The 23,928-nt window shown below is 70.5% G+C and carries 23 protein-coding genes; 8 read left to right on the plus strand and 15 right to left on the minus strand.

What is annotated here, in order from left to right; all coding sequences use genetic code 11:
• The first annotated feature begins 102 nt into the window (after positions 1 to 102).
• Together cseB and cseC are read left to right on the plus strand one after the other, a co-directional pair.
• Positions 103 to 807: a two-component system response regulator CseB gene (cseB, locus tag ACZ7L6_RS14020; protein ID WP_471923467.1), complete on the plus strand. Its 705-nt coding sequence runs from the start codon at positions 103 to 105 to the stop codon at positions 805 to 807.
• An 11-nt stretch (positions 808 to 818) separates the two neighbouring features.
• Entirely contained in the window at positions 819 to 2,303 is a 1,485-nt protein-coding gene (cseC, locus tag ACZ7L6_RS14025; protein WP_471923469.1) for a two-component system sensor histidine kinase CseC, read from the plus strand.
• Positions 2,304 to 2,335: 32 nt separating this feature from the next.
• Here cseC and ACZ7L6_RS14030 read toward each other — a convergent pair whose 3' ends face one another.
• On the minus strand, positions 2,336 to 2,770 hold the full coding sequence (locus ACZ7L6_RS14030) for a VOC family protein (protein ID WP_471923471.1): 435 nt from the start codon (positions 2,768 to 2,770) through the stop codon (positions 2,336 to 2,338).
• Positions 2,771 to 2,912: 142 nt separating this feature from the next.
• On the opposite strand from ACZ7L6_RS14030, the gene ACZ7L6_RS14035 reads away from it, so the two are divergent.
• Positions 2,913 to 3,392, plus strand: coding sequence for a helix-turn-helix transcriptional regulator (locus tag ACZ7L6_RS14035; RefSeq protein ID WP_471924560.1), 480 nt, complete (start codon positions 2,913 to 2,915; stop codon positions 3,390 to 3,392).
• A 330-nt stretch (positions 3,393 to 3,722) separates the two neighbouring features.
• Here the strand turns inward: ACZ7L6_RS14035 and ACZ7L6_RS14040 are convergent, their stop codons facing one another.
• Entirely contained in the window at positions 3,723 to 5,318 is a 1,596-nt protein-coding gene (locus ACZ7L6_RS14040) for an MDR family MFS transporter (RefSeq protein WP_471923473.1), read from the minus strand.
• 118 nt (positions 5,319 to 5,436) lie between these two features.
• On the opposite strand from ACZ7L6_RS14040, the gene ACZ7L6_RS14045 reads away from it, so the two are divergent.
• A complete protein-coding gene (locus ACZ7L6_RS14045; protein ID WP_471923475.1) occupies positions 5,437 to 6,024 on the plus strand; it encodes a TetR/AcrR family transcriptional regulator in 588 nt (195 codons plus the stop codon).
• 13 nt (positions 6,025 to 6,037) lie between these two features.
• Here ACZ7L6_RS14045 and ACZ7L6_RS14050 read toward each other — a convergent pair whose 3' ends face one another.
• A complete protein-coding gene (locus ACZ7L6_RS14050) occupies positions 6,038 to 6,658 on the minus strand; it encodes a M23 family metallopeptidase (RefSeq protein ID WP_471923477.1) in 621 nt (206 codons plus the stop codon).
• Positions 6,659 to 7,154: 496 nt separating this feature from the next.
• Between ACZ7L6_RS14050 and ACZ7L6_RS14055 the strand changes: the two genes are divergently transcribed.
• Positions 7,155 to 7,790 (plus strand): HAD family acid phosphatase, encoded by a 636-nt coding sequence (locus ACZ7L6_RS14055; protein WP_471923480.1) that lies wholly within the window; start codon positions 7,155 to 7,157, stop codon positions 7,788 to 7,790.
• A gap of 77 nt (positions 7,791 to 7,867) precedes the next feature.
• Here the strand turns inward: ACZ7L6_RS14055 and ACZ7L6_RS14060 are convergent, their stop codons facing one another.
• Positions 7,868 to 10,393, minus strand: a complete 2,526-nt coding sequence (locus tag ACZ7L6_RS14060; protein ID WP_398830540.1) for an ATP-dependent Clp protease ATP-binding subunit — start codon at positions 10,391 to 10,393, stop codon at positions 7,868 to 7,870.
• Positions 10,394 to 10,825: 432 nt separating this feature from the next.
• On the opposite strand from ACZ7L6_RS14060, the gene ACZ7L6_RS14065 reads away from it, so the two are divergent.
• Entirely contained in the window at positions 10,826 to 11,530 is a 705-nt protein-coding gene (locus ACZ7L6_RS14065) for an SCO3374 family protein (protein WP_471923482.1), read from the plus strand.
• A 23-nt stretch (positions 11,531 to 11,553) separates the two neighbouring features.
• On the opposite strand, the gene ACZ7L6_RS14070 is transcribed toward ACZ7L6_RS14065, so the two are convergent.
• From ACZ7L6_RS14070 to ACZ7L6_RS14115, 10 genes are all read right to left on the minus strand, one after another.
• Positions 11,554 to 11,889, minus strand: a complete 336-nt coding sequence (locus tag ACZ7L6_RS14070) for a histone-like nucleoid-structuring protein Lsr2 (protein WP_471923484.1) — start codon at positions 11,887 to 11,889, stop codon at positions 11,554 to 11,556.
• Between the two features lie 260 nt (positions 11,890 to 12,149).
• Positions 12,150 to 12,713: an amino-acid N-acetyltransferase gene (locus ACZ7L6_RS14075; RefSeq protein ID WP_471923486.1), complete on the minus strand. Its 564-nt coding sequence runs from the start codon at positions 12,711 to 12,713 to the stop codon at positions 12,150 to 12,152.
• Between the two features lie 9 nt (positions 12,714 to 12,722).
• Positions 12,723 to 13,328, minus strand: coding sequence for a BlaI/MecI/CopY family transcriptional regulator (locus tag ACZ7L6_RS14080; RefSeq protein WP_471923488.1), 606 nt, complete (start codon positions 13,326 to 13,328; stop codon positions 12,723 to 12,725).
• Between the two features lie 147 nt (positions 13,329 to 13,475).
• Positions 13,476 to 13,655, minus strand: a complete 180-nt coding sequence (locus tag ACZ7L6_RS14085) for a hypothetical protein (RefSeq protein ID WP_471923490.1) — start codon at positions 13,653 to 13,655, stop codon at positions 13,476 to 13,478.
• Positions 13,656 to 13,917: 262 nt separating this feature from the next.
• Positions 13,918 to 14,619 (minus strand): hypothetical protein, encoded by a 702-nt coding sequence (locus ACZ7L6_RS14090; RefSeq protein WP_471924562.1) that lies wholly within the window; start codon positions 14,617 to 14,619, stop codon positions 13,918 to 13,920.
• 855 nt (positions 14,620 to 15,474) lie between these two features.
• On the minus strand, positions 15,475 to 16,272 hold the full coding sequence (locus ACZ7L6_RS14095) for a type III pantothenate kinase (RefSeq protein WP_471923492.1): 798 nt from the start codon (positions 16,270 to 16,272) through the stop codon (positions 15,475 to 15,477).
• An 8-nt stretch (positions 16,273 to 16,280) separates the two neighbouring features.
• A complete protein-coding gene (gene nadC / locus ACZ7L6_RS14100) occupies positions 16,281 to 17,261 on the minus strand; it encodes a carboxylating nicotinate-nucleotide diphosphorylase (protein ID WP_471923494.1) in 981 nt (326 codons plus the stop codon).
• Between the two features lie 5 nt (positions 17,262 to 17,266).
• Entirely contained in the window at positions 17,267 to 18,982 is a 1,716-nt protein-coding gene (locus ACZ7L6_RS14105) for an L-aspartate oxidase (RefSeq protein WP_471923496.1), read from the minus strand.
• Positions 18,979 to 19,974, minus strand: coding sequence for a pantoate--beta-alanine ligase (gene panC, locus ACZ7L6_RS14110; RefSeq protein WP_471923498.1), 996 nt, complete (start codon positions 19,972 to 19,974; stop codon positions 18,979 to 18,981). The genes ACZ7L6_RS14105 and panC overlap by 4 nt, the downstream gene beginning before the upstream one ends.
• Positions 19,971 to 20,900, minus strand: coding sequence for a Rossmann-like and DUF2520 domain-containing protein (locus ACZ7L6_RS14115; RefSeq protein WP_471923500.1), 930 nt, complete (start codon positions 20,898 to 20,900; stop codon positions 19,971 to 19,973). Before ACZ7L6_RS14115 ends, panC begins: the two co-directional genes overlap by 4 nt.
• A 222-nt stretch (positions 20,901 to 21,122) precedes the next feature.
• On the opposite strand from ACZ7L6_RS14115, the gene ACZ7L6_RS14120 reads away from it, so the two are divergent.
• Entirely contained in the window at positions 21,123 to 22,403 is a 1,281-nt protein-coding gene (locus ACZ7L6_RS14120; protein WP_471923502.1) for a threonine aldolase family protein, read from the plus strand.
• On the opposite strand, the gene ACZ7L6_RS14125 is transcribed toward ACZ7L6_RS14120, so the two are convergent.
• The gene (locus ACZ7L6_RS14125) at positions 22,393 to 22,608 is read right to left on the minus strand and encodes a hypothetical protein (RefSeq protein WP_471923504.1); all 216 of its coding nucleotides are present in this window, start codon (positions 22,606 to 22,608) and stop codon (positions 22,393 to 22,395) included. The genes ACZ7L6_RS14120 and ACZ7L6_RS14125 overlap by 11 nt on opposite strands.
• A gap of 212 nt (positions 22,609 to 22,820) precedes the next feature.
• Here ACZ7L6_RS14125 and ACZ7L6_RS14130 point away from each other — a divergent pair, with 212 nt between their 5' ends.
• Positions 22,821 to 23,927 carry a DUF5937 family protein gene (locus ACZ7L6_RS14130; RefSeq protein ID WP_471923506.1) on the plus strand — a complete coding sequence of 369 codons (1,107 nt, stop codon included), beginning with the start codon at positions 22,821 to 22,823 and terminating at the stop codon, positions 23,925 to 23,927.
• Position 23,928: the final 1 nt, after the last annotated feature.

Consider the following 23,928-nt stretch of genomic DNA (forward strand, 5'->3'; position numbering starts at 1 on the left):
CCCGCGTCCCCCAAGTGGACGCTTCCGACGAACCCCGAAGCATGCTTCGGACAGACTCCAGAAGCACACGGCACACGGCACACGAGGACTGAGAGCACCGGGATGGCAGACCAGACCCACGTCCTGTTCGTCGAGGACGACGACGTCATCCGCGAGGCCACCCAGCTCGCCCTGGAGCGGGACGGCTTCGCGGTCACCGCCATGCCCGACGGGCTGTCAGGCCTGGAGGCGTTCCGGACGAACCGGCCGGACATCGCGCTGCTGGACGTCATGGTCCCGGGTCTGGACGGAGTCAGCCTGTGCCGGCGCATCCGCGACGAGTCGACCGTGCCGGTGATCATGCTCTCGGCGCGCGCCGACTCGATCGACGTGGTGCTGGGTCTGGAGGCGGGCGCGGACGACTACGTGACCAAACCGTTCGACGGCGCCGTGCTCGTCGCCCGGATCCGCGCCGTGCTGCGCCGCTTCGGGCACGCGAGCGGCGGTGACCGGACCGACGAGGCCGGCATGGCCGCCGCCGGCGCGGTGCTGACCTTCGGCGATCTGGAGGTCGACACCGAGGGCATGGAGGTACGCAGGGCCGGGCAGCCGGTGGCGCTCACGCCGACCGAGATGCGGCTGCTGCTGGAGTTCTCCTCCGCGCCGGGCACGGTGCTGTCGCGGGACAAGCTGCTGGAGCGGGTGTGGGACTACGGCTGGGGTGGGGACACCCGGGTCGTCGACGTCCATGTGCAGCGGCTGCGGCAGAAGATCGGCCAGGACCGCATCGAGACGGTCCGTGGCTTCGGCTACAAGTTGAAGGCCTGAGCGGGGCGGGCATGCGGGGGATGTTCAGACGGCCGGCCGCGTCCGGCGCGGGGCGCGTCAGCCTCACGGACCCGGCGGACCTCACGGGCCGGGGGGCGGGTGTCCGTACGGGCGCCGGGCGCATGGGGGATCGTACGGACGGCCGGGGCACGGGTGGTCGTGCGGGCCTGCGGGTGAGCGGTCACCGCGGCAGCCGTGTGGCCATTCGTACGGGACTGAGGTGGAAGCTGAGTGCCGCGATCGCGCTGGTCGGCGCGCTCGTGGCGATCGTGCTGAGCCTGGTCGTGCACAACCAGGCCCGGGTCTCGATGCTGGACAGCGCGCGCGACCTCGCGGACGAGCGCCTCCAGATCGCCCAGCGCGGCTACGAGCAGTCCAAGCGGCTGAACTTCCCGAACGCCAGCATCGACGACCCGGAGCTGCCGGCGGCCCTGCGGGACAAGGTCGAGGAGGGCCGGCGGGCGACATATGTGACGGACACGCCGAGCGGGGCGCCCGACATCTGGGCGGCCGTACCGCTCAACGACGGGCATGTCCTGTCCCTCCGCGACGGCTGGACCGACCGCAGTGAGCAGATCCTGAACCGCCTCGACCAGGCCATGATCATCGGCTCCATCGCGGTCGTGCTCGGTGGCAGCGCGCTCGGCGTGCTCATCGGCGCGCAGTTGTCGCGCCGGCTGCGCAAGGCTGCGGCCGCGGCGAACCAGGTCGCGAGCGGCGAGCCGGACGTGCGAGTGCGGGACGCCATCGGGGGTGTCGTACGGGACGAGACCGACGATCTGGCGAGTGCGGTGGACGCGATGGCGGACGCGCTGCAGCAGCGCCTGGAGGCGGAGCGCCGGGTCACGGCGGACATCGCGCACGAGCTGCGCACGCCGGTGACGGGTCTGCTGACGGCGGCGGAACTCCTTCCCCCCGGCCGACCCACCGAACTGGTCCTGGACCGGGCGAAGGCCATGCGCACGCTCGTCGAGGACGTGCTGGAAGTGGCCCGCCTGGACAGTGCCTCGGAGCGGGCCGAGCTGCAGGACATCATGCTGGGCGAGTTCGTCAGCCGGCGGGTCGCCGCGAAGGATCCCGAGATCGAGGTGCGGGTCGTCCATGAGTCGGAGGTCACGACCGACCCCCGGCGCCTGGAGCGGGTGCTGTTCAACCTGCTGGCGAACGCCGCCAGGCACGGCAGGCCGCCCATCGAGGTCACCGTCGAGGGCCGGGTCATCCGCGTCCGCGACCACGGCCCCGGTTTCCCCGAGGACCTGCTCGCCGAGGGCCCCAGCCGCTTCCGCACGGGCAGCAGCGACCGCTCGGGCCACGGCCACGGCCTCGGCCTGACGATCGCGGCAGGCCAGGCCCGGGTGCTCGGCGCCCGCCTGACCTTCCGCAACGTACGCCCGGCGGGCGCCCCGGAGCACGTCCCGTCGGAGGGCGCGGTGGCCGTCCTGTGGCTCCCGGAGCACGCGCCGACGAACACGGGGAGCTACCCGATGCTGCCGTAGTGAGCGGGCTCATTCGGGGAGCTCGGGTCGGCTCACTCGAACGGCTTGGAGAAGTCGAGCTCCTCGTTCCGCTCGGTCAGCGAGTACCAGTTGCCGTTGTCGTCGCGGAAGATCGCCTCGATGCCGTACGGCCGCTCCTGCGGCTCCTGGATGAACTCCACCCCGCGCGCCTTGAAGGTCTCGTAGTCCCCCCGGCAGTCATCGGTCCGGAACGCCCCGGCCCCGATGACCCCCTTCCCGACAAGCGTCTTCAACGCCTCGGAGGACTCGGGATCGAGCCCGGGCCCGTCGAGGCTCATCAACGCGAGTTCGACGTCCGGCTGGTCCTTGGCCCCCACGGTGACCCACCGCATATCCCCCATCGAGAGATCGTTCCGCACCTCGAAGCCGATCTTCTCGGTGAAGAACGCCTTGGTGCGCTGCTGGTCAAACGTCCATACGGTGGTGATGCCCAGGCCCTTGATCATGACGGCACTCTCCTGTGCTCCGGCTCTGTCTTCCTGCCCGTCACGGTAGGCAGAGCCGCCGTCGGCACGCTTCTCCAGAGTTGCTCTCCTGGCCCCTTGCCGGCCGAGGTGGTTGTCAGTGGGGCGTGTCACCATCGGTGCCATGGACAAGGTGCGGCAGTTGCGGCTGGCGAAGGACGCCATGGACCGGGACTGGGCCGACCCGGACCTCGATCTGGATGCCGTCGCCGCGCATGCCGGATACTCGCGGTATCACTTCGTGCGGGTCTTCAAGGCGGCGTACGGCGAGACACCGGGCCAGTACCTGACGCACCGGCGGATCGAGCGGGCCGAGGAGTATCTGCGGGGGGCCAATCTGACCGTGACCGAGATCTGCCACCTGGTCGGCTTCAGCAGCCTCGGCACGTTCTCGTCCCGCTTCAAGGCACGAACCGGCCTGACACCGAGCGAGTACCGGGACAAGCACGTCGGCCGCGGAGCCTCACTGATACCGGGCTGCTACGCGATGCTGTGGGCCGGGGGCTTCCGACAACGGGACACCTCGTCCGGCGCTCGAGAGCAAGACCCATTCGGCCGCACCGCTGGACGCCACTCCAGGCAATCCGCCCCGCCCGGCGCCTGAGGACAAGCCACCACCGTCCCTATCCCCGCAGTGGACAGCCACCTCTCGACGCCGGTCCGCGTCTTTCAGGCCGCCCGGCGTCTGAGACGAGGCGCCGCCATCCCTATCCCCCACCCACCCGCAGGAGGCAGCCACCTCTCGACGCCGGTCCGCATCATTCAGCCCGTCCGGCGTTTGAGGACGAGGCCCCTTCAGGGCCGACGGGGGTCCAGGGGGCGGAGCCCCCTGGCGGGGTGGAAGGGGCGGAGCCCCTTCAAGGATGGGACGGGTAGGGGCGGCGGGGGCGAGACCCCGGGCAGCACACCACCCGAGGGCCTCCCCACCGCGAACTCAGACGGCCTCCACCACCGCCGCCTTGGCCCCCGAACCGGAATCCCCGCCCGCAGCATCCCCCTGAGGCCCCGCCCCCTTCAGCGGCACCTCCTTCACGAACACAGCCGCAACCAAAGACACCACAGCAACCACGGCCCCCAGCAAGAACGCCCCATGCGTCCCAGCCGACACCGCATGCCGATACGCCCCCGCCACAGCCTCCGGCAACTCCGCCAAACTCGCCGCATCCAACTGCGCCGACTGCTCCGTCACCTTCGCCCCGAGCGCCCCACCCCGCTCAGCCATGACGTCCTGCACCCGGCTGTTGAACAACGCCCCCATGATCGCGACACCGAACGAGGACCCGAGCGTCCGGAACAGCGTGGTGGACGAGGACGCGACACCCATGTCCCTCATCTCCACACTGTTCTGCGCGACCAGCATGGTGATCTGCATCAGACAGCCCATCCCGAGACCGACCACGGCCATGTACACCCCGGACGTGAAACGACTCGTCCCGGTGTCCATCAACGACAGCAGATACAGCCCGACGACCATCAGCACACTGCCGGCGATCGGGAACACCTTGTACTTGCCGGTGTTCGTGGTGACCCGCCCGGCCACCATCGACGTCACGAGCATCGCCCCGAGCATCGGCAGCAGCAGCAACCCGGAGTTGGTCGCGGAAGCCCCCTGCACGGACTGCTGGTACAGCGGCAGGAACAGCGTCGCACCGAACATCACGAAGCCGGTGATGAAGCCGATGACGGACATCAGCGTGAAGTTGCGGCTGCGGAAGATGTGCAGCGGAACCACCGGCTCGGCAGCCTTGGTCTGCCAGAACACGAACCCGACCAGCGCGGCCACACCGATCCCGATGAGCTCCATGATCCGCGCGGAGGTCCAGGCGTACTCCGTACCACCCCACGTGGTGACCAGCACGATCGCGGTGATCCCCACGGTCAGCAGCGCCGCCCCCAGATAGTCGATCCGCGCCTGCGCCCGCTTCTTCGGCAGATGCAGCACGACACTGATCGCCCCCAGCGCCACGACCCCGAGCGGCAGGTTGATGTAGAACGCCCAGCGCCAGCCCCAGTGGTCGGTGATGGTGCCGCCGACCAGCGGCCCGGCGATCATCGCGAGCGCCATCACGCCGGCCATCATGCCCTGGTACTTGCCCCGCTCCCGAGGCGGGATCAGATCACCGATGATCGCCATGACGCCGACCATCAGACCACCGGCGCCCAGCCCCTGCACCGCCCGGAACGCGATCAGCTGTCCCATGTCCTGGGCCATACCGCTCAGCGCGGACCCGATCAGGAACAGCACGATCGACGACATGAAGACGCCCTTGCGCCCGTACATGTCACCGAGCTTGCCCCACAGCGGAGTGGAGGCCGCGGTCGCCAGCGTGTAGGCCGTGACGACCCACGACAGATGTGCCAGCCCGCCGAGCTCGCCCACGATCGTCGGCATCGCCGTGCCCACGATCATGTTGTCGAGCATCGCGAGCATCATCGTGATCATCAGTGCGAGCAGCACGACCCGCACGCTCCTGGGCTGCTTCTCCGGCCCTTGCTCGGCTTCCGTGCCGACTGTCGGTGTGTCCACCACGGTTCCCACTCCCCCGGCCACTTACTTGCCGCCCGGCTAGTTGTCTACACTCAGGGAAGGTAGAGGCGTAACTAGCCGGGCGTCAAGTAAGTTTTCTGGAAAGCCGAGGAGTACGAGGATGGGCGGCACCATGGACGGCACCAAGCAGCGGCGCCGCGGGAACACCCGCCAGCGCATCCAGGACGTGGCCCTCGAACTCTTCGCCGAGCAGGGCTACGAGAAGACCTCCCTGCGCGAGATCGCCGAGCGCCTCGAGGTCACGAAGGCGGCCCTGTACTACCACTTCAAGACCAAGGAAGAGATCATCGTCAGCCTCTTCGAGGACCTGACGCAGCCGATCGAGGACCTGATCGAGTGGGGCAAGCAGCAGCCGCACACGCTCGAGACGAAGCAGGAGATCGTACGCCGCTACAGCGACGTCCTGACCGACGCGGCCCCCCTCTTCCGCTTCATGCAGGAGAACCAGGCGACCGTCCGCGAACTGAGCATCGGCGAGATGTTCAAGAACCGCATGCTCGGGATGCGCGACATCATCATCGACCCGGACGCCGACCTCGTCGACCAGGTCCGCTGCATCAGCGCCCTGTTCACGATGCACGCCGGAATGTTCGTGCTGAAGGACCTCGAAGGCGACCCCGAGGAGAAGCGCAAGGCTGTCCTCGAGGTCGCCACGGACCTGGTCACCCAGGCGCACAAGGGCGCCTGAGCGACTCGGTGACTCAGACCGTCAGGCCCTTGGCCCGCAGGAAGGCCACGGGGTCGACGGCGGAGCCGTAGTTGGCGGTCGTACGGATCTCGAAGTGCAGGTGCGGACCGCTGGAGTTGCCGGTGTTGCCGGACCGGGCTATCTCCTGACCGGTCTTGACGACCTGGCCGACCTTCACCTCGACGCGCGAGAGGTGGGCGTACTGGGTGTACGTCCCGTTGCCGTGCTTGATGACGACGGCGTTGCCGTAGGCGGGACCGTCACCGGCGCCGTTGCCGCCGGCTTTGACGACGGTGCCGCCGTGCGCGGCCATGACCTTGGTGCCGCTGGGAACCGCGAAGTCCTGCCCGCTGTGGGTGGACTGCCACCTGGCGCCGGCCTGCGCGAAGCTGGCGGTCTTCGTGTACTTCTTCACCGGGCTCACCCAGGCGACGGCCTTCTTGGCGGGCGCCTTCTTCGCGGCGGCGGCCTGCGCCTGTACGGCGGTGGAGACACCGGTGGCGGAGGTCATCTCGGCGGCGACCGCGCCTCCGGCGCCCAGCACGACCGAGGCCCCCAGGCCGGCGGCCAGCACAGCGGCACGGGTGCGGAACGAGGACGTACGGGACGAACGGAACGAGAAGCGCGGGGACATGCGAAACCTCGGGGGGAAGACGACAGAGGAAACCACCCGACACACATGCGGTCGCCGGATGGCCATCCCTTGGTAACCCGCAGCGCCCCCAACCCCAAAACCCCCTTTCTACGACGGACGCTAGTACTCCCCAACAAAAAATCCCGCATCTTGACAGAGCTTCCATTCAGGATGAATCCGGACGAATGCGGACCTCACCAGGAGGATTCCGGGATGAAAGCCCCTTTTGTCCGTGATCGCTTTTCCACTATTCCCTCTAGTAACGGACAAATCGCCTGTGCGGCATGTCACCGCTGAGTGCAATCGCGGGACCCCGGAATGTGACGGGCACTACGCCACTCATCGGCAAATGGCCGACCAGAACTATGGACAGGCATGTGAGCGACGCCTCAACGTGAACTACCGTCCGGTAACCCGCTGGTTCCCCACCAGCCATCCGGGCCCACGAACATGCACGCGACAACCACAGCGCACGTGACGTGAGAGGACCCCCCACATGACGCTTCGCCCCTGGGCGCGCAGAATCGCGGTCAGCACCGCCTCCACGGCCGCCCTCGTGGCCCTCGCGGTCCCCGCCGAAGCGGCGACGACGACCGCGACCAGCACCTCCACCACGGCCGCAACAGCCTCCTCGGCCGATGTCGACTACGCCACCTGGCAGAAGGACTGCCAGGCGGTGATGGACCAGGCGCTGCCCTATCTCAAGCAACGGATCGCGAACACCAAGCCGGGTGAGAAGCAGGCGATCGTCTTCGACATCGACAACACGACCCTGGAGACGGACTTCGGCTTCAGCTACCCGCAGCCGGCCAACAAGCCGGTCCTGGAGGTCGCCAAGTACGCCCAGGCGCACGGCGTCTCCCTGTTCTTCGTGACCGCCCGCCCGGGCATCATCTACTCGGTGACCGACTACAACCTCAAGAACGTCGGCTACCAGGTCTCCGGCCTCTACGTGCGGAGCTTCCTCGACCTCTTCAAGAACGTCGCGGACTACAAGACGGCCCAGCGCGTCGCCATCGAGAACAAGGGCTACACGATCATCGCGAACGTCGGCAACAGCGCCACCGACCTCTCGGGCGGCCATGCCGAGAAGGCGTACAAGCTGCCGGACTACGACGGGCAGCTGTCGTAAGCCACGCCCTTGTGGGCATGCGAAAGGGGCCGGTGCGAAGAGCACCGGCCCCTTTCTTCGGCTCAACCCCCTGAGGGTCAGGCCTCCTTGCTCAGGTTCGGCCCGGTTCCACCGGCCGCCTGCTCGATCGGCGGGACGTCCGGCAGCGCCGACTTCTCCTCACCGCGGAAGGTGAAGGTCTTGGTCTCACCCTCGCCCTCGGTGTCCACGACCACGATGTGACCGGGGCGCAGCTCGCCGAAGAGGATCTTCTCCGACAGCGAGTCCTCGATCTCGCGCTGGATGGTGCGACGCAGCGGACGCGCACCCAGCACCGGGTCGTAACCCTTCTTGGACAGCAGCTCCTTGGCGGACTGGGAGAGCTCGATGCCCATGTCCCGGTCCTTCAGGCGCTCGTCCACCTTGCCGATCATCAGGTCGACGATCCGCAGGATGTCGTCCTGGGTCAGCTGCGGGAAGACGACGACGTCGTCGACGCGGTTGAGGAACTCGGGGCGGAAGTGCTGCTTGAGCTCGTCCGACACCTTGTTCTTCATGCGCTCGTAGTTGGTCTTCGTGTCACCCGAGGCCGCGAAGCCCAGGTTGAAGCCCTTGGAGATGTCCCGGGTGCCGAGGTTGGTCGTCATGATGATGACCGTGTTCTTGAAGTCCACGACCCGGCCCTGGGAGTCGGTCAGGCGACCGTCCTCCAGGATCTGCAGCAGCGAGTTGAAGATGTCCGGGTGGGCCTTCTCCACCTCGTCGAAGAGGACGACGGAGAACGGCTTGCGGCGGACCTTCTCGGTCAGCTGGCCACCCTCTTCGTAGCCCACGTAGCCGGGGGGCGAACCGAAGAGACGCGAGACCGTGTGCTTCTCGCTGAACTCCGACATGTCGAGGGAGATCAGCGCGTCCTCGTCACCGAAGAGGAACTCGGCGAGCGCCTTGGACAGTTCGGTCTTACCCACACCGGACGGGCCGGCGAAGATGAACGAACCACCCGGACGCTTCGGGTCCTTCAGACCCGCACGCGTACGGCGGATCGCCTTCGACAGTGCCTTGACGGCGTCGTCCTGGCCGATGACCCGCTTGTGGAGCTCGTCCTCCATGCGGAGCAGGCGGCTGGACTCCTCCTCGGTCAGCTTGAAGACCGGGATGCCGGTGGCCGTGGCGAGGACCTCGGCGATCAGCTCGCCGTCGACCTCGGCGACGACGTCCATGTCGCCGGCCTTCCACTCCTTCTCCCGCTTGGCCTTGGCGGCCAGGAGCTGCTTCTCCTTGTCGCGGAGAGAGGCGGCCTTCTCGAAGTCCTGCGAGTCGATCGCGGACTCCTTGTCGCGGCGGACGCCGGCGATCTTCTCGTCGAACTCGCGCAGGTCCGGCGGCGCGGTCATCCGGCGGATGCGCATCCGGGAACCGGCCTCGTCGATCAGGTCGATCGCCTTGTCCGGCAGGAAGCGGTCCGAGATGTACCGGTCGGCCAGGGTGGCGGCCTGGACCAGCGCCTCGTCGGTGATGGAGACGCGGTGGTGGGCCTCGTACCGGTCGCGCAGACCCTTGAGGATCTCGATCGTGTGCGGCAGGGACGGCTCGGCGACCTGGATGGGCTGGAAGCGGCGCTCGAGGGCCGCGTCCTTCTCCAGGTGCTTGCGGTACTCGTCCAGCGTGGTCGCACCGATGGTCTGCAGCTCACCGCGGGCCAGCATCGGCTTGAGGATGGAGGCCGCGTCGATGGCGCCCTCGGCGGCACCCGCACCGACCAGCGTGTGGAGCTCGTCGATGAACAGGATGATGTCGCCGCGGGTGCGGATCTCCTTCAGCACCTTCTTCAGGCGCTCCTCGAAGTCACCGCGGTAGCGGGAGCCGGCGACCAGCGCGCCGAGGTCCAGGGTGTAGAGGTGCTTGTCCTTGAGGGTCTCGGGCACCTCGCCCTTGACGATGGCCTGGGCGAGGCCCTCGACGACGGCGGTCTTACCGACGCCGGGCTCACCGATCAGGACCGGGTTGTTCTTGGTACGGCGGGACAGCACCTGCATGACCCGCTCGATCTCCTTCTCGCGCCCGATGACCGGGTCGAGCTTGGACTCACGAGCGGCCTGGGTGAGGTTCCGGCCGAACTGGTCGAGGACCAGGGACGTCGAGGGCGTGCCCTCGGCAGGCCCGCCGGCGGCGGCGGTCTCCTTGCCCTGGTAACCGGAGAGCAGCTGGATCACCTGCTGCCGCACGCGGTTCAGATCTGCGCCCAGCTTGACCAGGACCTGGGCGGCGACGCCCTCGCCCTCACGGATCAGGCCGAGCAGGATGTGCTCCGTGCCGATGTAGTTGTGGCCCAGCTGAAGGGCCTCGCGGAGCGACAGCTCCAGGACCTTCTTGGCACGGGGGGTGAAGGGGATGTGCCCGGACGGGGCCTGCTGGCCCTGGCCGATGATCTCCTCCACCTGCTGGCGGACCGCCTCGAGCGAAATCCCGAGGCTCTCAAGGGCCTTGGCGGCGACACCCTCACCCTCGTGGATCAGGCCCAGGAGGATGTGCTCGGTGCCGATGTAGTTGTGGTTGAGCATCCGGGCTTCTTCCTGAGCCAGGACGACAACCCGCCGCGCGCGGTCGGTGAACCTCTCGAACATCGTTAATCGCTCCTCAGAGCGGTCAGGCAGTGGGGGGAACTTCCCCTCCCTGTCCTTCCGCAGCTTAGTCCCGCAAGCGGGGACCGCTCATTCCAACTGCCGACACCGTCGATGGCCTCCTGACCCCGCTAACGCCGACATCTGCTCCAACCCGATGGTGCGAGACGATGTTCCCGCAGGCCAGGTGGTTACCCTCACCATCAGTACGCCGATGGCGAACGTGAGACCCACTGTCCTGCGTGTCGCCCCCTCCCACTAGGGATGTCTTACCCGCTGGGACTGACACTCCATGCCGCGCGCACCGGTTCCCTCCGCTACGGGCGAACAACCTTGCGCCTCCCCACACCCCGCGCACGCCCCCTTTTCGGCACCCTGCGCATCCGGTACGACACTTAGCGTAACCGGCATGCTCTTTCGGCGGTTGCACTTGGCATGGTCGGCACCCGCCCCGTGATCACCACGGACCTCGCCACGATCCCCCTCCCCCGTCGGCCGCTCGAACCGAGCGATCAGGTCCGCCGGTGGTACGAGAACGAACTGGGCTGGCCCGTGGTGCCCGAGACGCCCGGATTCCCGCTGCGCCTTCGCGTGGGGCTGCGCTTCGACGTCCTGGACGTCCCGGCCGAGGCCGGCCGCGCGGCACTGCGCCATCTGACGCCGCACTCCCCGGTGGCCGTCCTGGGCGACCGGATGCGGCTGCTCATCGCCGCAGGCAGCGCGGAGGAGGTGCCGGGGGCGCTGGACTGGCTGGAGTGGGGCACGCTGCCCCTGGACCTGACGACGCTCGGCGCGGGCGACCTCATGGAGGCGCCCCTGCCATCCGAGTGGGGGCCGGTCATGGCCGTACGGCATCCCGTCGGTCCGGGACCGGGGGAGACCGTACGGCGTCCTGGCCTGCCGGGGCCCGGCGCGGTGCGGTCGCTTCCCCTGGGCCGCTCCGATGCCGTGCAGGGGGCCGCCGTATGGATGCGGCCCCCCGAGCCTGGGGGCGAGGTCGAGGCCTCGCTGCCGACGCTGTCGGCCCTGGGGGGCGGTGGGGGCGCCCCCGATCTGGTGCGGGTTCTGGACACGGTGGCCACGCACTGCCACCGTCTGCGGCTGCGACGCGCGTGCGCCCAGCCCTCGGCCTTGCCGTAGCTGTTGCTCGGAACCGGCCTCGATCAGGCGTGGGCCTTCTCGTACGCCTCGCGGATGTTCGCCGGAACACGGCCGCGGTCGTTGACCTCCATGCCCTGCTCCTTCGCCCACGCGCGGATCTGCGCGGTGTCCTGGCTGCCACCGGAAGCGGCGCGCGCCTTTCCGCGGCCACCCGAAGCACGGCCTCCGGTACGACGACCGCCCTTCACGTAAGGCTCGAGAAGGCCACGGAGCTTGTCCGCATTGGCAGTCGTGAGATCGATCTCGTACGTCTTGCCGTCCAGCGCGAACGTGACGGTCTCGTCCGCCTCGCCGCCGTCGAGGTCGTCGACAAGAAGGACCTGAACCTTCTGTGCCACCGGATTTCCTTTCATCGATAACTTGAGGGCCGGGGGTCTGCGGCGTCCGCCGTTTCGCCGTCCCCTGTTATATGCAGTACAGCAGTACGTCGGAAAGCAAACCGCTTTTGCGGGAAAAACACAAACCCCCGGGAGAGACCCAGAGACCCGACGCCGGTCCGGAAACATGCGCGTTTCGGACATAGGGCACCTGGGCATGGCCGTTCGGGCGGAATACCGGCTTGTGGATCCTTCGTGGATCCTTGATGGCGCCTTGGCGATCACAGATGCAGAAGCATCCGGCTGTTGCCCAAGGTGTTCGGTTTCACTCGTTCGAGACCGAGGAACTCTGCCACGCCCTCGTCATAGGAACGCAGCAGCTCCGCGTAGACATCGGTGTCGACCGGCGTCTCACCGATCTCGACGAAGCCGTGCTTGCCGAAGAAGTCCACTTCGAAGGTCAGACAGAAAACCCGGCGAACGCCGAGCCAGCGCGCGGTGTGCAGCAACTTCTCCAGCAACTGATGACCGACGCCGGCACCCTTCAGGCCCGGCTTCACGGCGAGAGTGCGGACTTCCGCCAGGTCTTCCCACATCACGTGCAGGGCGCCGCAGCCTACGACCTCGCCGTTGTCGTCGCGTTCCGCCACCCAGAACTCCTGGATGTCCTCGTAAAGCGTCACCGTGGCTTTGTCGAGCAGGATGCGGCGCCGGACGTACTCGTCAAGGAGACGACGTACCGCCGGGACATCGCTGGTGCGGGCCCGTCGGACGGTGATGGCTTTTGCGCTGACTTCCAGGCTCTCCCCCGAGGGGGTCTCGGCGGAGTGGCTCTCTGCTGACATGAGCGGACGCTATCGCCCGCCGGGCTGCTGCGCCGAGCCGGGGTTCTCATGGCCGGTATCGGGGCGGGTATCCGGGCCGGTATCGGCGTCGGTCGGTGTATGAGGGGCCGTATCGGTGGCGGTATCGGTTGCGCGCGTATCAGGGCTGCTCGTATCGGTGCCGCGGGTATCGGCGCTGCTCGTATCGGTCGCGGCCGTATCTGCGCCGGGGGTATCGGTGGCTGTAACGCGGCGCGTATCGGGCGGCTGCGTGGGTTCGAGCGTTTCCGGGCCCTGGACGATGCGTACGGCGTCTCGCAGCGCGTGGCGCTGTTCCTCGCTCATCATGCCGAAGAAGGCGACGAGTGCGGCGGCGGGGTTGTCGCTCTGCGACCAGGCGTCGTTCATCAGGGCGGCCGCGTAGGCGGCTCGGGTGGAGACCGCCTCATATCGATAGGCGCGGCCTTCCGCTTCGCGGCGTACCCAGCCCTTCTGATGGAGATTGTCCAATACGGTCATCACCGTGGTGTACGCGATGGACCGTTCCTGCTGGAGATCTTCCAGGACTTCTCGAACGGTCACCGGGCGGTTCCACTTCCACACCCGCGTCATGACCGCGTCTTCGAGTTCTCCCAATGGGCGAGGCACAGCTCAGCACCATAGTGGGAGATCTGGGTGTTGGCGTGCCGGACGGGCATCTTCCCTGGCAAACGGGGACAAAAAGGGCGTGCGGCTCAGAAATTGCCGACGGCCGTCGCGCTGGTGGGAGCTTCGGCTGTCGGCTCAGGCGTCCGGGTTCGCGGAGGCCTGGCGGGAGCCCTCCACGCGCGCGAGGGCGGCATCGACGGCCGCGTCCTCCTTGGCCTTGTTGGCTCCGCCCTGGGTCTTCACGATCACCCTGATCACACCGATGAAGAACACGGCCATGACCACCGGGGGGAGGAGTGCGGAGACGTAGTCCATGCGTCCAGGGTAGCCAGGGGGTGGGGGGCCGGCGGGGTGGGGTGCGGGGGTAGGGGGTGCGGGGGTGCGGGGCGCGGGGGTGCGGGGCGCGGGAGTGCGGCGCGCGCGGGCGGCTGGCGCGGACGAGGGCGGCTCGGGGCGGGGATGCCGTTGTCGGGGTTCGGCTTCGGAGTAGGCCGAGGCGCCTGCCCCGGCTGCCCGGCCGGTGAGGCCGGGTGCGCTCTCCGGGGTCGCCTGCGTGGGCCTTGTGCTGCGGCTGTTCTCAGCCTGCGGCGAGTTGCTGGGTGGGGCTCGTCGTGGGTGGCGGGGTCGGTTTGCGGCGTGGGAAGACCTCGCCGGGGGTGGGGATGGGGCGTGCCGGCTTCGGGGCGGCGGGGGTGGGCTCGGAGCCCGGGCCCGGGCCGGGGGCGGGTTTGGGGGCGGCCGGCTTTTCGGCGGGCTTCTTGCGGGGCTGCTTGGCGGGTTCCTGGCCGGCGTCCTGGGCGGGGAGGACGGGTGTGACGGCGGGTGATCCCTCGGAGAGGCCTCCGGGGAGGGCCAGGAGGTGCGTGCGGGACGCGGGGATGGTGGGGGTGGCCGCCGGGCGGGCGGTGCCGTGTGGGGGGCGGGCTCGTACGTCCGGCTCGGCGAGGGTCTGGCAGCGGCTGAGGAGGGTGGCGGCGGTGGGGTTGCCGCGCAGGGGGCGGAGGGCGGCGAGGTCGTCGGGGGTCGGGCGGTACCCGGCGGCGAGGGACTCCTCGAGCAGGGTGAGGTAGCCGGCTGCGGTGCCGGGGAGGGCGGCGCGGTAGCGGGCGAGGTCGGCCACCAAGAACGCACGCAGCCGGGCGCCCTCGCGCATCGCCTCGTCTAGGGACTCGGTGAGGCGGAGACAGTCCTGGACGTCCTCGGCCGAGGCGGGGCTGGGGTTGAGGGCAAGAGCGAGAGCGCGGCGGAGCACACGCAGCTCCTCCGCGCCGAACGCCATGCCGCCGCGGGATCCGTATGGCGTGGGCATGCGGCGACGATACGCGCTAATCAGACAAACGCGGCGTAGGGCGGGGGGTGTGGCGCGGGGAGCCACTCGGGTGGGTGGGGGCGTGCGTGGATGCCTGCGGCGCCTGTGCGGGTTCGGTGGGGGTGCGCGTAGCGCCTGCGGGTGCGTTGTGGGTGGGGGCCGTGCCGGGGGGTGTCCGTCCTCGGACCGGCGGCCGGGGCCGGACAGGGAGGTGCCGTTCCTTGACGCCGGCCACTGCGGGCGGACACCCCCCGACACGTCCCCTTCCCGCCGTACGCGACCGCGGGTGCGTGGGGGTACGCGCCACCGCCGCGCGGCCGCAGCAGCGTGCCTGGCTGCGCGGGCCCGTGGGGGTACGCGCCAGCGCCACGTGACCGCAGCAGCGTGCCCAGCTGCGGGCCCTGCGGGGGTACGCGCCAGCGCCGCATGGCCGCAGCAGCGTGCCTGGCCGCGGGCCTACGGGGTAAACGCCATCGCCGGGCGGCCGCAGCAGCGTGCCTAGCTGGTGGCTGTCCCCCGCCCGCCGCGGTCCGCCGTAGCCTGCGCAACTGCGGCCGTCAGGCCGACGTAGCTGCGGGCAGTCGTGCCGCTGGGGCGGCTCCCGGCCCACAGAGGCGGCACCCCGTCAGCGCCGGGCTGCGCGACCCACCCCCACCCAGCCCCCACGCCGGTCCAGGCCATCCTCAGCCCGTCCGGCGTTTGAGGACGAGGCCCCTTCAGGGCCGAAGCGGGGGTCTGGGGGCCGCAGGCCCCCAGGAGGGCCCCACGCCGACGCCGGTGTGCCGGAAAGTGGCCGCGCGTGGTGGGTCGGCCCGACCGACGGAGTCACATGCGGGAGACGTTGCGTTCGTACACCAGGCGTAGGCCGATCAGCGTCAGCCACGGCTCGTGTTCGTCGATGACCGAGGATTCGCCGAGGACCATCGGTGCGAGGCCACCCGTCGCGATGACCGTGACGTCTTCCGGGTCGTCGGCGAGTTCGCGGGCCATGCGGTTGACCACGCCGTCCACCTGGCCGGCGAAGCCGTAGATGATGCCGGACTGCATGGCCTCGACGGTGTTCTTGCCGATGACGCTGCGAGGGCGGGCCACCTCGATCTTGCGGAGCTGGGCGCCGCGCACGCCGAGTGCCTCGACCGAGATCTCGATGCCGGGGGCGATGACCCCGCCGATGTACTCGCCGCGCGCGCTGACCGCGTCGAACGTCGTCGCCGTACCGAAGTCGACGACGATGGCCGGTCCGCCGTAGAGGTCGACCGCCGCCACCGCGTTGATGATGCGGTCGGCGCCCACCTCCTTGGGGTTGTCGGTCAGGATCGGTACGCCCGTCTTCACTCCGGGCTCCACCAGCACCGCGGGGACGTCGCCGTAGTAGCGGCGGGTCACTTCGCGGAGTTCGTGGAGGACCGACGGGACCGTCGCGCAGATGGCGATGCCGTCGATGCCGTCGCCCAGTTCCTCGCCGAGGAGCGGGTGCATGCCCATCAGGCCCTGGAGGAGCACCGCCAGTTCGTCGGCCGTGCGGCGGGCGTCCGTCGAGATGCGCCAGTGCTCGACGATGTCCTCGCCGTCGAAGAGGCCGAGGACGGTGTGGGTGTTGCCTACGTCGATCGTGAGGAGCATGCCCGTTCCTACTCCGCCGCTCGCAGGTCCAGGCCGATGTCCAGGATCGGCGAGGAGTGGGTGAGGGCCCCTACGGCCAGGTAGTCGACGCCCGTGTCCGCGTACGCCTTGGCGTTGTCCAGGGTCAGGCGGCCCGATGCTTCGAGGGCTGCGCGGCCGTGCACGAGCGCCACCGCCTCCTCGCACTCGATCGGCGTGAAGTTGTCCAGCAGGATCAGGTCCGCGCCCACGTCCACCACCTCGCGGAGCTGGTGGAGGGTGTCCACCTCGACCTCGATGGGGAGGTCGGGGAAGGCTTCGCGGACCGCCTTGAACGCCTGCGCCACGCCGCCTGCCGCCACCACGTGGTTGTCCTTGACCAGGGCCGCGTCGGACAGGGACATGCGGTGGTTGACGCCGCCGCCGCAGCGGACCGCGTACTTCTCCAGGGCGCGCAGGCCCGGGGTCGTCTTGCGGGTGTCCCGGACCTTCGCCTTCGTGCCCTCCAGTACGTCCGCCCACGCGCGCGTGGCCGTCGCGATGCCCGACAGGCGGCAGAGGATGTTCAGCGCGCTGCGCTCGGCCGTCAGGAGGTCGCGGGTGCGGGTGGTGACGGAGAGGAGCTTCTGGCCCGGCTCCACGCGGTCGCCGTCCTCGACGTGGCGCTCCACCTCGAACTCGTCCTCGCAGACGATCGAGACCACTGCTTCGGCGACCCTGAGGCCCGCCACGACGCCCGCCTCGCGCGCGACGAAGTCGGCGGTGGCGACCGCGTCTTCGGGGATGGTGGCGACCGTCGTCACGTCCACGCCGTGCGCCAGGTCCTCCTGGATGGCCACGTTGGCGATGTCCTCGACCTCGACGGGGTCGAGGCCCGCGTCGGCGAGGAGCTGTGCGAGCGCGGGGTCGAGCCCGCACTCCAGGTACTCCTCGCCGTCGGTGTCCGCACCGCAGGCGCAGTCGCCGCCGCAGCCGCCGTTCGAGGCGAGGGGAAGGTCGGGGGTGGTCACTTCTGTCACTGCTCCTGCTGTGGCTGCCGGGTCGGGGGGAAGTCTGGGGTCTCGGTGGTGTGCACGGCCAGTGTCCGGTCCGGGTTCAGGCGTACGACGATGTGGCGGCGCCAGGCCGTGTCGTCGCGGTCGGGGCTGTCCTCACGCCAGTGGCAGCCTCGGGTCTCGTCGCGGAGCTGTGCCGCAGCCACCAGGACGCGGGCGACGCACAGGAGGTTGGTGGCCTCCCAGGTGTCGACGCCGGGCTCGGCGGTCTTGCCGTTCTCGGCGAGGGCGTCGCGGGCGTCGGTGTGCAGCTGCTGGATCTGCTCGGCGGCCTTGGCGAGGGACTCGGCGGAGCGCAGGACGCCGGCGCCGTCCGTCATGATCCGCTGGATCGCGAAGCGGGCCTCGGGGGTGAGGAGGGGGTGCTCCGGTGTTTCGGGGTACGGCACGGGGTGCGGCACGCGCGCGTGGAGGCCGTTGGCCGCGCGGGCGGCCGCGATGTCCGCCGCGATGCGCTCGGCGTAGACCAGGCCCTCGAGCAGGGAGTTGGAGGCCAGGCGGTTGGCGCCGTGCACGCCCGTGCAGGCCACCTCGCCGCAGGCGTACAGGCCGGGGACGGTCGTACGGCCGTGGGAGTCGGTGCGCACGCCTCCGGAGGCGTAGTGGGCGGCCGGGGCGATCGGGATGGGGGTGGTGACCGGGTCGATGCCGTTCGCGCGGCAGGCGGCGAGGATCGTCGGGAAACGGTGCTCCCACATGTCGGCGCCGAAGTGCCGCGCGTCGAGGAACATGTGCTCGGCGTCCTGCTCCTGCATGCGGCGCATGATGCCCTTGGCGACGATGTCCCGGGGGGCGAGTTCGGCGAGTTCGTGCTGTCCCAGCATGAAGCGCACGCCGTCGGCGTCGACGAGGTGGGCGCCCTCGCCGCGGACCGCCTCGGAGACCAGGGGCTGCTGGCCCTCGGCGTCGGGGCCGAGGAAGAGGACGGTGGGGTGGAACTGGACGAATTCCAGGTCGCTCACCTCGGCGCCCGCGCGCAGGGCGAGGGCGACTCCGTCGCCGGTCGACACGGACGGGTTCGTCGTCGCCGAGAAGACCTGGCCCATGCCGCCGGTCGCCAGGACCACTGCGGGGGCGTGGACCGCTCCTACGCCGTCGTGCTGGCCCTCGCCCATGACGTGCAGGGTGACGCCCGCCGTACGGCCGTCCGCGTCCGTGAGGAGGTCCAGGACGAGCGCGTTCTCGATCGTGCGCAGGCCACGCGCGCGTACCGCCTCGACGAGGGCTCGGGAGATCTCCGCGCCCGTCGCGTCGCCGCCGGCGTGGGCGATACGGCGGCGGTGGTGGCCGCCCTCGCGGGTGAGCTCCAGGCCGCCTTCCTCCGACTCGTCGAAGTGGGCGCCGGTCTCGATCAGGCGGCGTACGGCGTCGGGGCCCTCCGTGACGAGGAGCCGTACGGCCTCCTCGTCGCACAGGCCCGCGCCCGCGACCAGGGTGTCGTCGAGGTGCTGTTCGGGGGTGTCGCCCTCGCCCAGGGCAGCTGCGATGCCGCCCTGGGCCCAGCGAGTGGAGCCGTCGTCGAGGCGGGCCTTGGTGACGACGACGGTCGTCAGGCCGGCGGCCTCGCAGCGCAGGGCGGCGGTCAGGCCGGCGACGCCGGAGCCGACGACCACGACGTCCGCGGAGATGGACCACCCGGGCGCGGGCGCGTGCAGTCGTATGCCTGTGCTGGTCACGAGGCGGCTCCGAAGGTGAGGGGGATATTGTCGATCAGCCGGGTCGTCCCGACCCGGGCGGCGACGGCGAGGACGGCCTCGCCGGTGAAGCCGTCCTCGGTGATCTGCGTGAAGTCCGACGGGTCGACGAGGGCGATGTAGTCCAGTTCGAGCGGCGGGTCGAGGCGGGCGGCCTCGTCGAGGACCAGGCGTGCGGCCGCGAGGACGGCCGCCGGGGCGCCGGGGACGGCTTTGGACACGGCGTGCGCGTCGGCCGCCGCGCGGGACTCCCCTATGGCGCTGAGCGCCTCGGCACGCGCGCGCGTGGCGGGCACTTCGCGCGCCCGTGCGCGCAGTGCCTCCTGCGCCGCGTGGCGGTCGCGGCCTGCGAACAGCGCCTGGGACAGCGCGAGCGCGGTGCGCCGTTCCTTGGGCGAGAGGTAGCGGTTGCGGCTGGAGAGCGCGAGGCCGTCCTCCTCGCGCACGGTCGGGACGCCGACGATCTCGACGCCGAAGTTCAGGTCGCGCACCATGCGGCGGATCAGGGCGAGCTGCTGGGCGTCCTTCTGGCCGTACAGGGCGACGTCGGGCCGGGTGAGGTGCAGCAGCTTGGCGACGACCGTGAGCATGCCGTCGAAGTGGCCGGGGCGCGAGGAGCCCTCCAGGCGCTCGCCCATGGGGCCGGCGCTGATGCGGACCTGGGGCTCGCCGCCGGGGTAGACCTCGTCCACGGCAGGGGCGAACACGGCGTCCGCGCCCGCCTGTTCGGCGATCTTGAGGTCGGCGTCCAGGGTGCGCGGGTAGCGGTCGAGGTCCTCGCCCTTGCCGAACTGCAGGGGGTTCACGAAGACGGTGACGACGACCTCGCCATCCGGTCCGGCGATCTCGCGCGCGGTGCGGATGAGGGTGGCGTGGCCCTCGTGCAGGGCGCCCATGGTCATCACGACGGCGCGGCGGCCGTCGCGCACGCGCGCGTGCAGTTCACCGGCGGTGCGCAGCAGGGTGGTGGTCATCGGGCCTCTCCCTCGGCGCCGTTGGTCCCGTTGGCGAGTACCCCGAGGAGGTCCTCGGCGAGCTCCGGCTTGAGCAGTCCGTGGGCGAGTGCCCGGTCGGCGGTCGCGCGTGCCATCGCGAGGTAGCCGGCGACGGTCTGCGGGGCGTGCCGGCGCAGCTCGGTGACGTGCGCGGCGACGGTGCCCGCGTCCCCGCGCGCGACGGGGCCGGTCAGGGCCGCGTCCCCGGAGCGCAGCGCGTTGTCGAGCGCGGCGCCGAGCAGGGGGCCCAGCATGCGGTCGGGGGCCGCCACGCCCGCCTCGCGCAACAGCTCCATGGACTGGGCGACGAGGGTCACCAGGTGGTTGGCGCCCAGCGCGAGGGCCGCGTGGTAGAGCGGGCGCATCTCCTCGGCGATCCACTCCGGTTCGCCGCCCATCTCGATGACGAGGGCCTCGGCGGCCAGCCGCAGTTCCTCGGGCGCGGTGACGCCGAAGGAGCAGCCGGCGAGGCGCTGGACGTCCACGGGGGTGCCGGTGAAGGTCATCGCCGGGTGCAGGGCCAGGGGCAGCGCGCCCGCGCGCAGGGCGGGGTCGAGGACCTTCGCGCCGTACCGCCCGGAGGTGTGCACCAGCAGCTGGCCCGGCCGTACGGCCCCGGTCTCGGCGAGGCCCTCGACCAGGCCGGGCAGCGCGTCGTCCGGGACGGTCAGCAGCACCAGTTCGGCGCGCGCGAGGACTTCGGCGGGCGGCACGAGCGGCACGTCGGGGAGCATCCGCTCGGCTCGGCGCCGGGAGGCGTCGGAGACCCCGGAGACGGCCACGGGGCGGTGTCCGGCGAGCTGGAGGGACGCGGCGAGCGCGGGACCCACGCGGCCGGCGCCGACGACACCGACGGTGAGCCGCGCGGGGCGGTCCTTGGGATCTGGCAGTTGGCTTGTACTCACTCGACGGCGGCCTTCCCGTTCCAGTCCGCTCTGGGTACCGGACGATTTCTCGTCATGTTAACGCGATCGGTTCGAGGGGCGTTCGGTTGTCCACAGGCTGTGGGTTACGCCACGCCTTCGCACGCGGGCCGGCGGGGTGGTGCTTTGCACGTGTGCCGGCGGGGTGGGGCGGGCGCGAAATGCGGGTGCCCGCCTGGGCGGGCGCGCGGGATGATCCGGGGCATGAGCGATACGGCGGAGCAGGGCGGCGGGCAGCGGGCAGGGATGGAGCTGGATGAGCGGTCGCCGGGCCGCCGGTCACCGGACGGGCGAACACCGGGCGAGCCATTGTCGGGCGAGCGGCTGTCGGACGACGAGCGGCGCAAACGGCGCCGTGAACGGCGCATCGCCGCCCTCCACGGCGCGCAGCGCATACTCGCGCGCCCCGGTTTCCTGAGCACCCTCCGCGAGCGCCTGGCGCTGCTGGATGAGGCGCGTGCGCTGGATCTGCACGACCTGGACGAGCCGGCGGACATCTACGGCGACGGCATCGTCGAGGCCCTGGAGGAGAAGACCGCCGGGCTGCTCGGCACGGAGGCCGCCGCGTTCTTCCCGACGGGCACGATGGCCCAGCAGGTGGCCCTGCGCTGCTGGGCGGGCCGCACCGGCAACCCGACCGTCGCCCTACATGCGCTGGCCCACCCCGAGGTGCACGAACGGCACGCGTTCAGCCAGGTCAGCGGCCTGCGCCCGGTCCGCATGACGAGCGAGCCCCGTCTGCCGACCGCCGCCGAGGTACGCGACTTCGACGAGCCCTTCGGGGCGCTGATGCTGGAACTGCCCCTCAGGGACGCCGGTTTCGTCCTCCCCTCGTGGGAGGAGCTCACGGAGGTGGTGGAGGCGGCGCGGGAGCGCGACGCGGTGGTGCACTTCGACGGTGCGCGCCTGTGGGAGTCCACCGTCCACTTCGGCCGCCCGTTGGAGGAGATCGCGGGCCTGGCGGACAGCGTGTACGTGTCGTTCTACAAGTCCCTCGACGGCTTCGGCGGCGCGGCCCTGGCCGGTCCCAAGACGCTGGTGGACGAGGCGAAGGCCTGGCGGCACCGCTACGGCGGCACGGTCTACCAGCAGTTCCCCACCGCGCTGTCGGCGCTCGCCGGCCTGGAGCGGGAGCTGCCCCGGCTGCCCGAGTACGTCGCCCACGCGCGCGTGATCGCCGCCGCCCTGCGTGAGGGGTTCGCGGCGGCCGGGGTGCCGTGGACGCGGGTCCACCCCGAACCGCCGCACACGCACGAGTTCCAGGTCTGGCTGCCGTACGACGCCGATGTCCTCGCGGAGGCGGCGATCCGCCAGGCCGAGGAGACGAAGACCGTCCTGTTCGCCAACAGCTGGGACGCCAAGGGGCCGGACCTGGCCTTCACCGAGGTCTACGTACGGGCCCCCGGGCTCGAGTGGACGGCCGACGACGTGAAGGAGGCCGTCGCCCGGTTCGTGGCCCTGCTGACCGAGGAGGTCACCAAGTAGAACGGGGCCGCACCCGCAGCCACCGCCCGAGAGCCTGCCGTATGCGCCCGTGGGCCGGACGCCCGGCGACGACCGCCCGGAACTGCCGGTGGTCGCGCCACTCACGGACGACCTGCCAGTCCTGGCCGCCGGGCGCGGGCGGGGCGGGCTCGCCGAGCTGCCGGGCGCGGTAGGTGTCGAGGAGGTACTGCTGCGTGATGCTCATGGCGGATCGCCTTCTCGGGACATAGGAGTCACGGGCGGTGGGAGTGATGGGTGGGGGAGCCATGGGTGGGGTGAGTCATGGGTGATGGTGATCGGGCTCCGCGGCTGTCCCGGTGATCCCAGGTTGCGTCGACCCCGCCGTCACGTCGCGTCGATTGACGGCCGCTGTCAATCGACGGCCGCGTTGTCAGTGGCGGGGTGCACCATGAGGGCATGAGCGTGAGCATCGACATCGCGGGGCTGCGGCCGGAGAGGGTCGCCGTCGTTCCCTCGCCCCTGGCCGAGCTCGGCATGGCGCTGCACGCGCTGTCCGAGCCGGGGCACCACCCGGGCCTGCAGGGCTGGGTGACGGGCGTGACGGCGCGGCTGGACTCGCATCTGGCCGACCGGATGTGCGAGGCCGACTTCCTGTGGCGGACGACGTTCTCGGACCTGTTCCTGCCGTACGCAGGCATCCCTGGAGGGAACACGCTGCCGGGTGCCACGCTCGCCGAGGAGCTGGACCTGCTGGACAAGCTGACGGACGAGCAGTTCGTGGACGCCGCCCTGGAGTTCACCTGCGCGCTCCCCTACAGCACGCCGTCACCTCCCGTGCTGGCCGACGCGGAGCTGCGCGGGCGCGCTCTGGAGCTGGCGGCCGCGCGCGGGCCGCAGCAGTTGCGGTTCAGCCGACGGCTGCTCGACGATCCGCCGCACATCCGGGCCTGGCTGCGCCAGTTCCTGGAGGACTGCGACGAGGTGTTCTTCGCGGACGCCTGGTCCCGGCTGCGCCACCAGCTCGCGGCGGACGCCCGCCACAAGACCGACCTGCTGCGGCACAAGGGGCTGGCCGAGGCGCTGACCGCGGTGTCCCCTGCGGTGAGCGTCGACGAGGCCGCAGGCAGGGTCACCATCGACAAGCTGCGGCTGGGCCACACCGTCATCAAGGACAGCAGCCTGCTGCTCGTGCCGACGAGCCTGGGCTGGCCGCATCTGCAGGTGCTGGACCGGTACGGCTGGCAGCCGGCGCTGCACTACCCGGTCGGCTCCCCCGGGCTCGCCGCGCCGCCCTCGGTCGACCAGCTGGCCCTGCGGATGACCGCCCTGTCCCACCCGGTGCGGATGCAGCTCTGCCGCAACCTCGCCCGCAGCACGTACACCACGAGCGAACTCGTCCAGATCCACGGCATGACCGCGCCCGAGATATCCCGGCACCTGGGCGTCCTCAAGAAGGCGGGCCTGATCACCACCCGCCGCCGGGGGCGGTACGTCCTTCACCAGCTGGACGCCACCGCGGTCGCGCGGCTCGGCAGCGACTTCCTGGAGGCGCTCCTCAGGTGAC

Source organism: Streptomyces sp. NPDC107522 (genome assembly GCF_055657525.1).

Coding starts and splice junctions, on each gene's coding strand:
- cseB (WP_471923467.1), top strand. CDS start 103: ATGGCAGACCAGACCCACGTCCTGTTCGTCGAGGACGACGACGTCATC.
- ACZ7L6_RS14035 (WP_471924560.1), top strand. CDS start 2,913: ATGGACAAGGTGCGGCAGTTGCGGCTGGCGAAGGACGCCATGGACCGG.
- ACZ7L6_RS14120 (WP_471923502.1), top strand. CDS start 21,123: ATGAGCGATACGGCGGAGCAGGGCGGCGGGCAGCGGGCAGGGATGGAG.
- cseC (WP_471923469.1), top strand. CDS start 819: ATGCGGGGGATGTTCAGACGGCCGGCCGCGTCCGGCGCGGGGCGCGTC.
- ACZ7L6_RS14065 (WP_471923482.1), top strand. CDS start 10,826: ATGGTCGGCACCCGCCCCGTGATCACCACGGACCTCGCCACGATCCCC.
- panC (WP_471923498.1), bottom strand. CDS start 19,974: ATGACCACCACCCTGCTGCGCACCGCCGGTGAACTGCACGCGCGCGTG.
- ACZ7L6_RS14060 (WP_398830540.1), bottom strand. CDS start 10,393: ATGTTCGAGAGGTTCACCGACCGCGCGCGGCGGGTTGTCGTCCTGGCT.
- ACZ7L6_RS14125 (WP_471923504.1), bottom strand. CDS start 22,608: ATGAGCATCACGCAGCAGTACCTCCTCGACACCTACCGCGCCCGGCAG.
- ACZ7L6_RS14095 (WP_471923492.1), bottom strand. CDS start 16,272: ATGCTCCTCACGATCGACGTAGGCAACACCCACACCGTCCTCGGCCTC.
- ACZ7L6_RS14085 (WP_471923490.1), bottom strand. CDS start 13,655: ATGGACTACGTCTCCGCACTCCTCCCCCCGGTGGTCATGGCCGTGTTC.
- ACZ7L6_RS14075 (WP_471923486.1), bottom strand. CDS start 12,713: ATGTCAGCAGAGAGCCACTCCGCCGAGACCCCCTCGGGGGAGAGCCTG.
- ACZ7L6_RS14030 (WP_471923471.1), bottom strand. CDS start 2,770: ATGATCAAGGGCCTGGGCATCACCACCGTATGGACGTTTGACCAGCAG.
- ACZ7L6_RS14050 (WP_471923477.1), bottom strand. CDS start 6,658: ATGTCCCCGCGCTTCTCGTTCCGTTCGTCCCGTACGTCCTCGTTCCGC.
- ACZ7L6_RS14090 (WP_471924562.1), bottom strand. CDS start 14,619: ATGGCGTTCGGCGCGGAGGAGCTGCGTGTGCTCCGCCGCGCTCTCGCT.
- ACZ7L6_RS14055 (WP_471923480.1), top strand. CDS start 7,155: ATGACGCTTCGCCCCTGGGCGCGCAGAATCGCGGTCAGCACCGCCTCC.
- ACZ7L6_RS14045 (WP_471923475.1), top strand. CDS start 5,437: ATGGGCGGCACCATGGACGGCACCAAGCAGCGGCGCCGCGGGAACACC.
- ACZ7L6_RS14130 (WP_471923506.1), top strand. CDS start 22,821: ATGAGCGTGAGCATCGACATCGCGGGGCTGCGGCCGGAGAGGGTCGCC.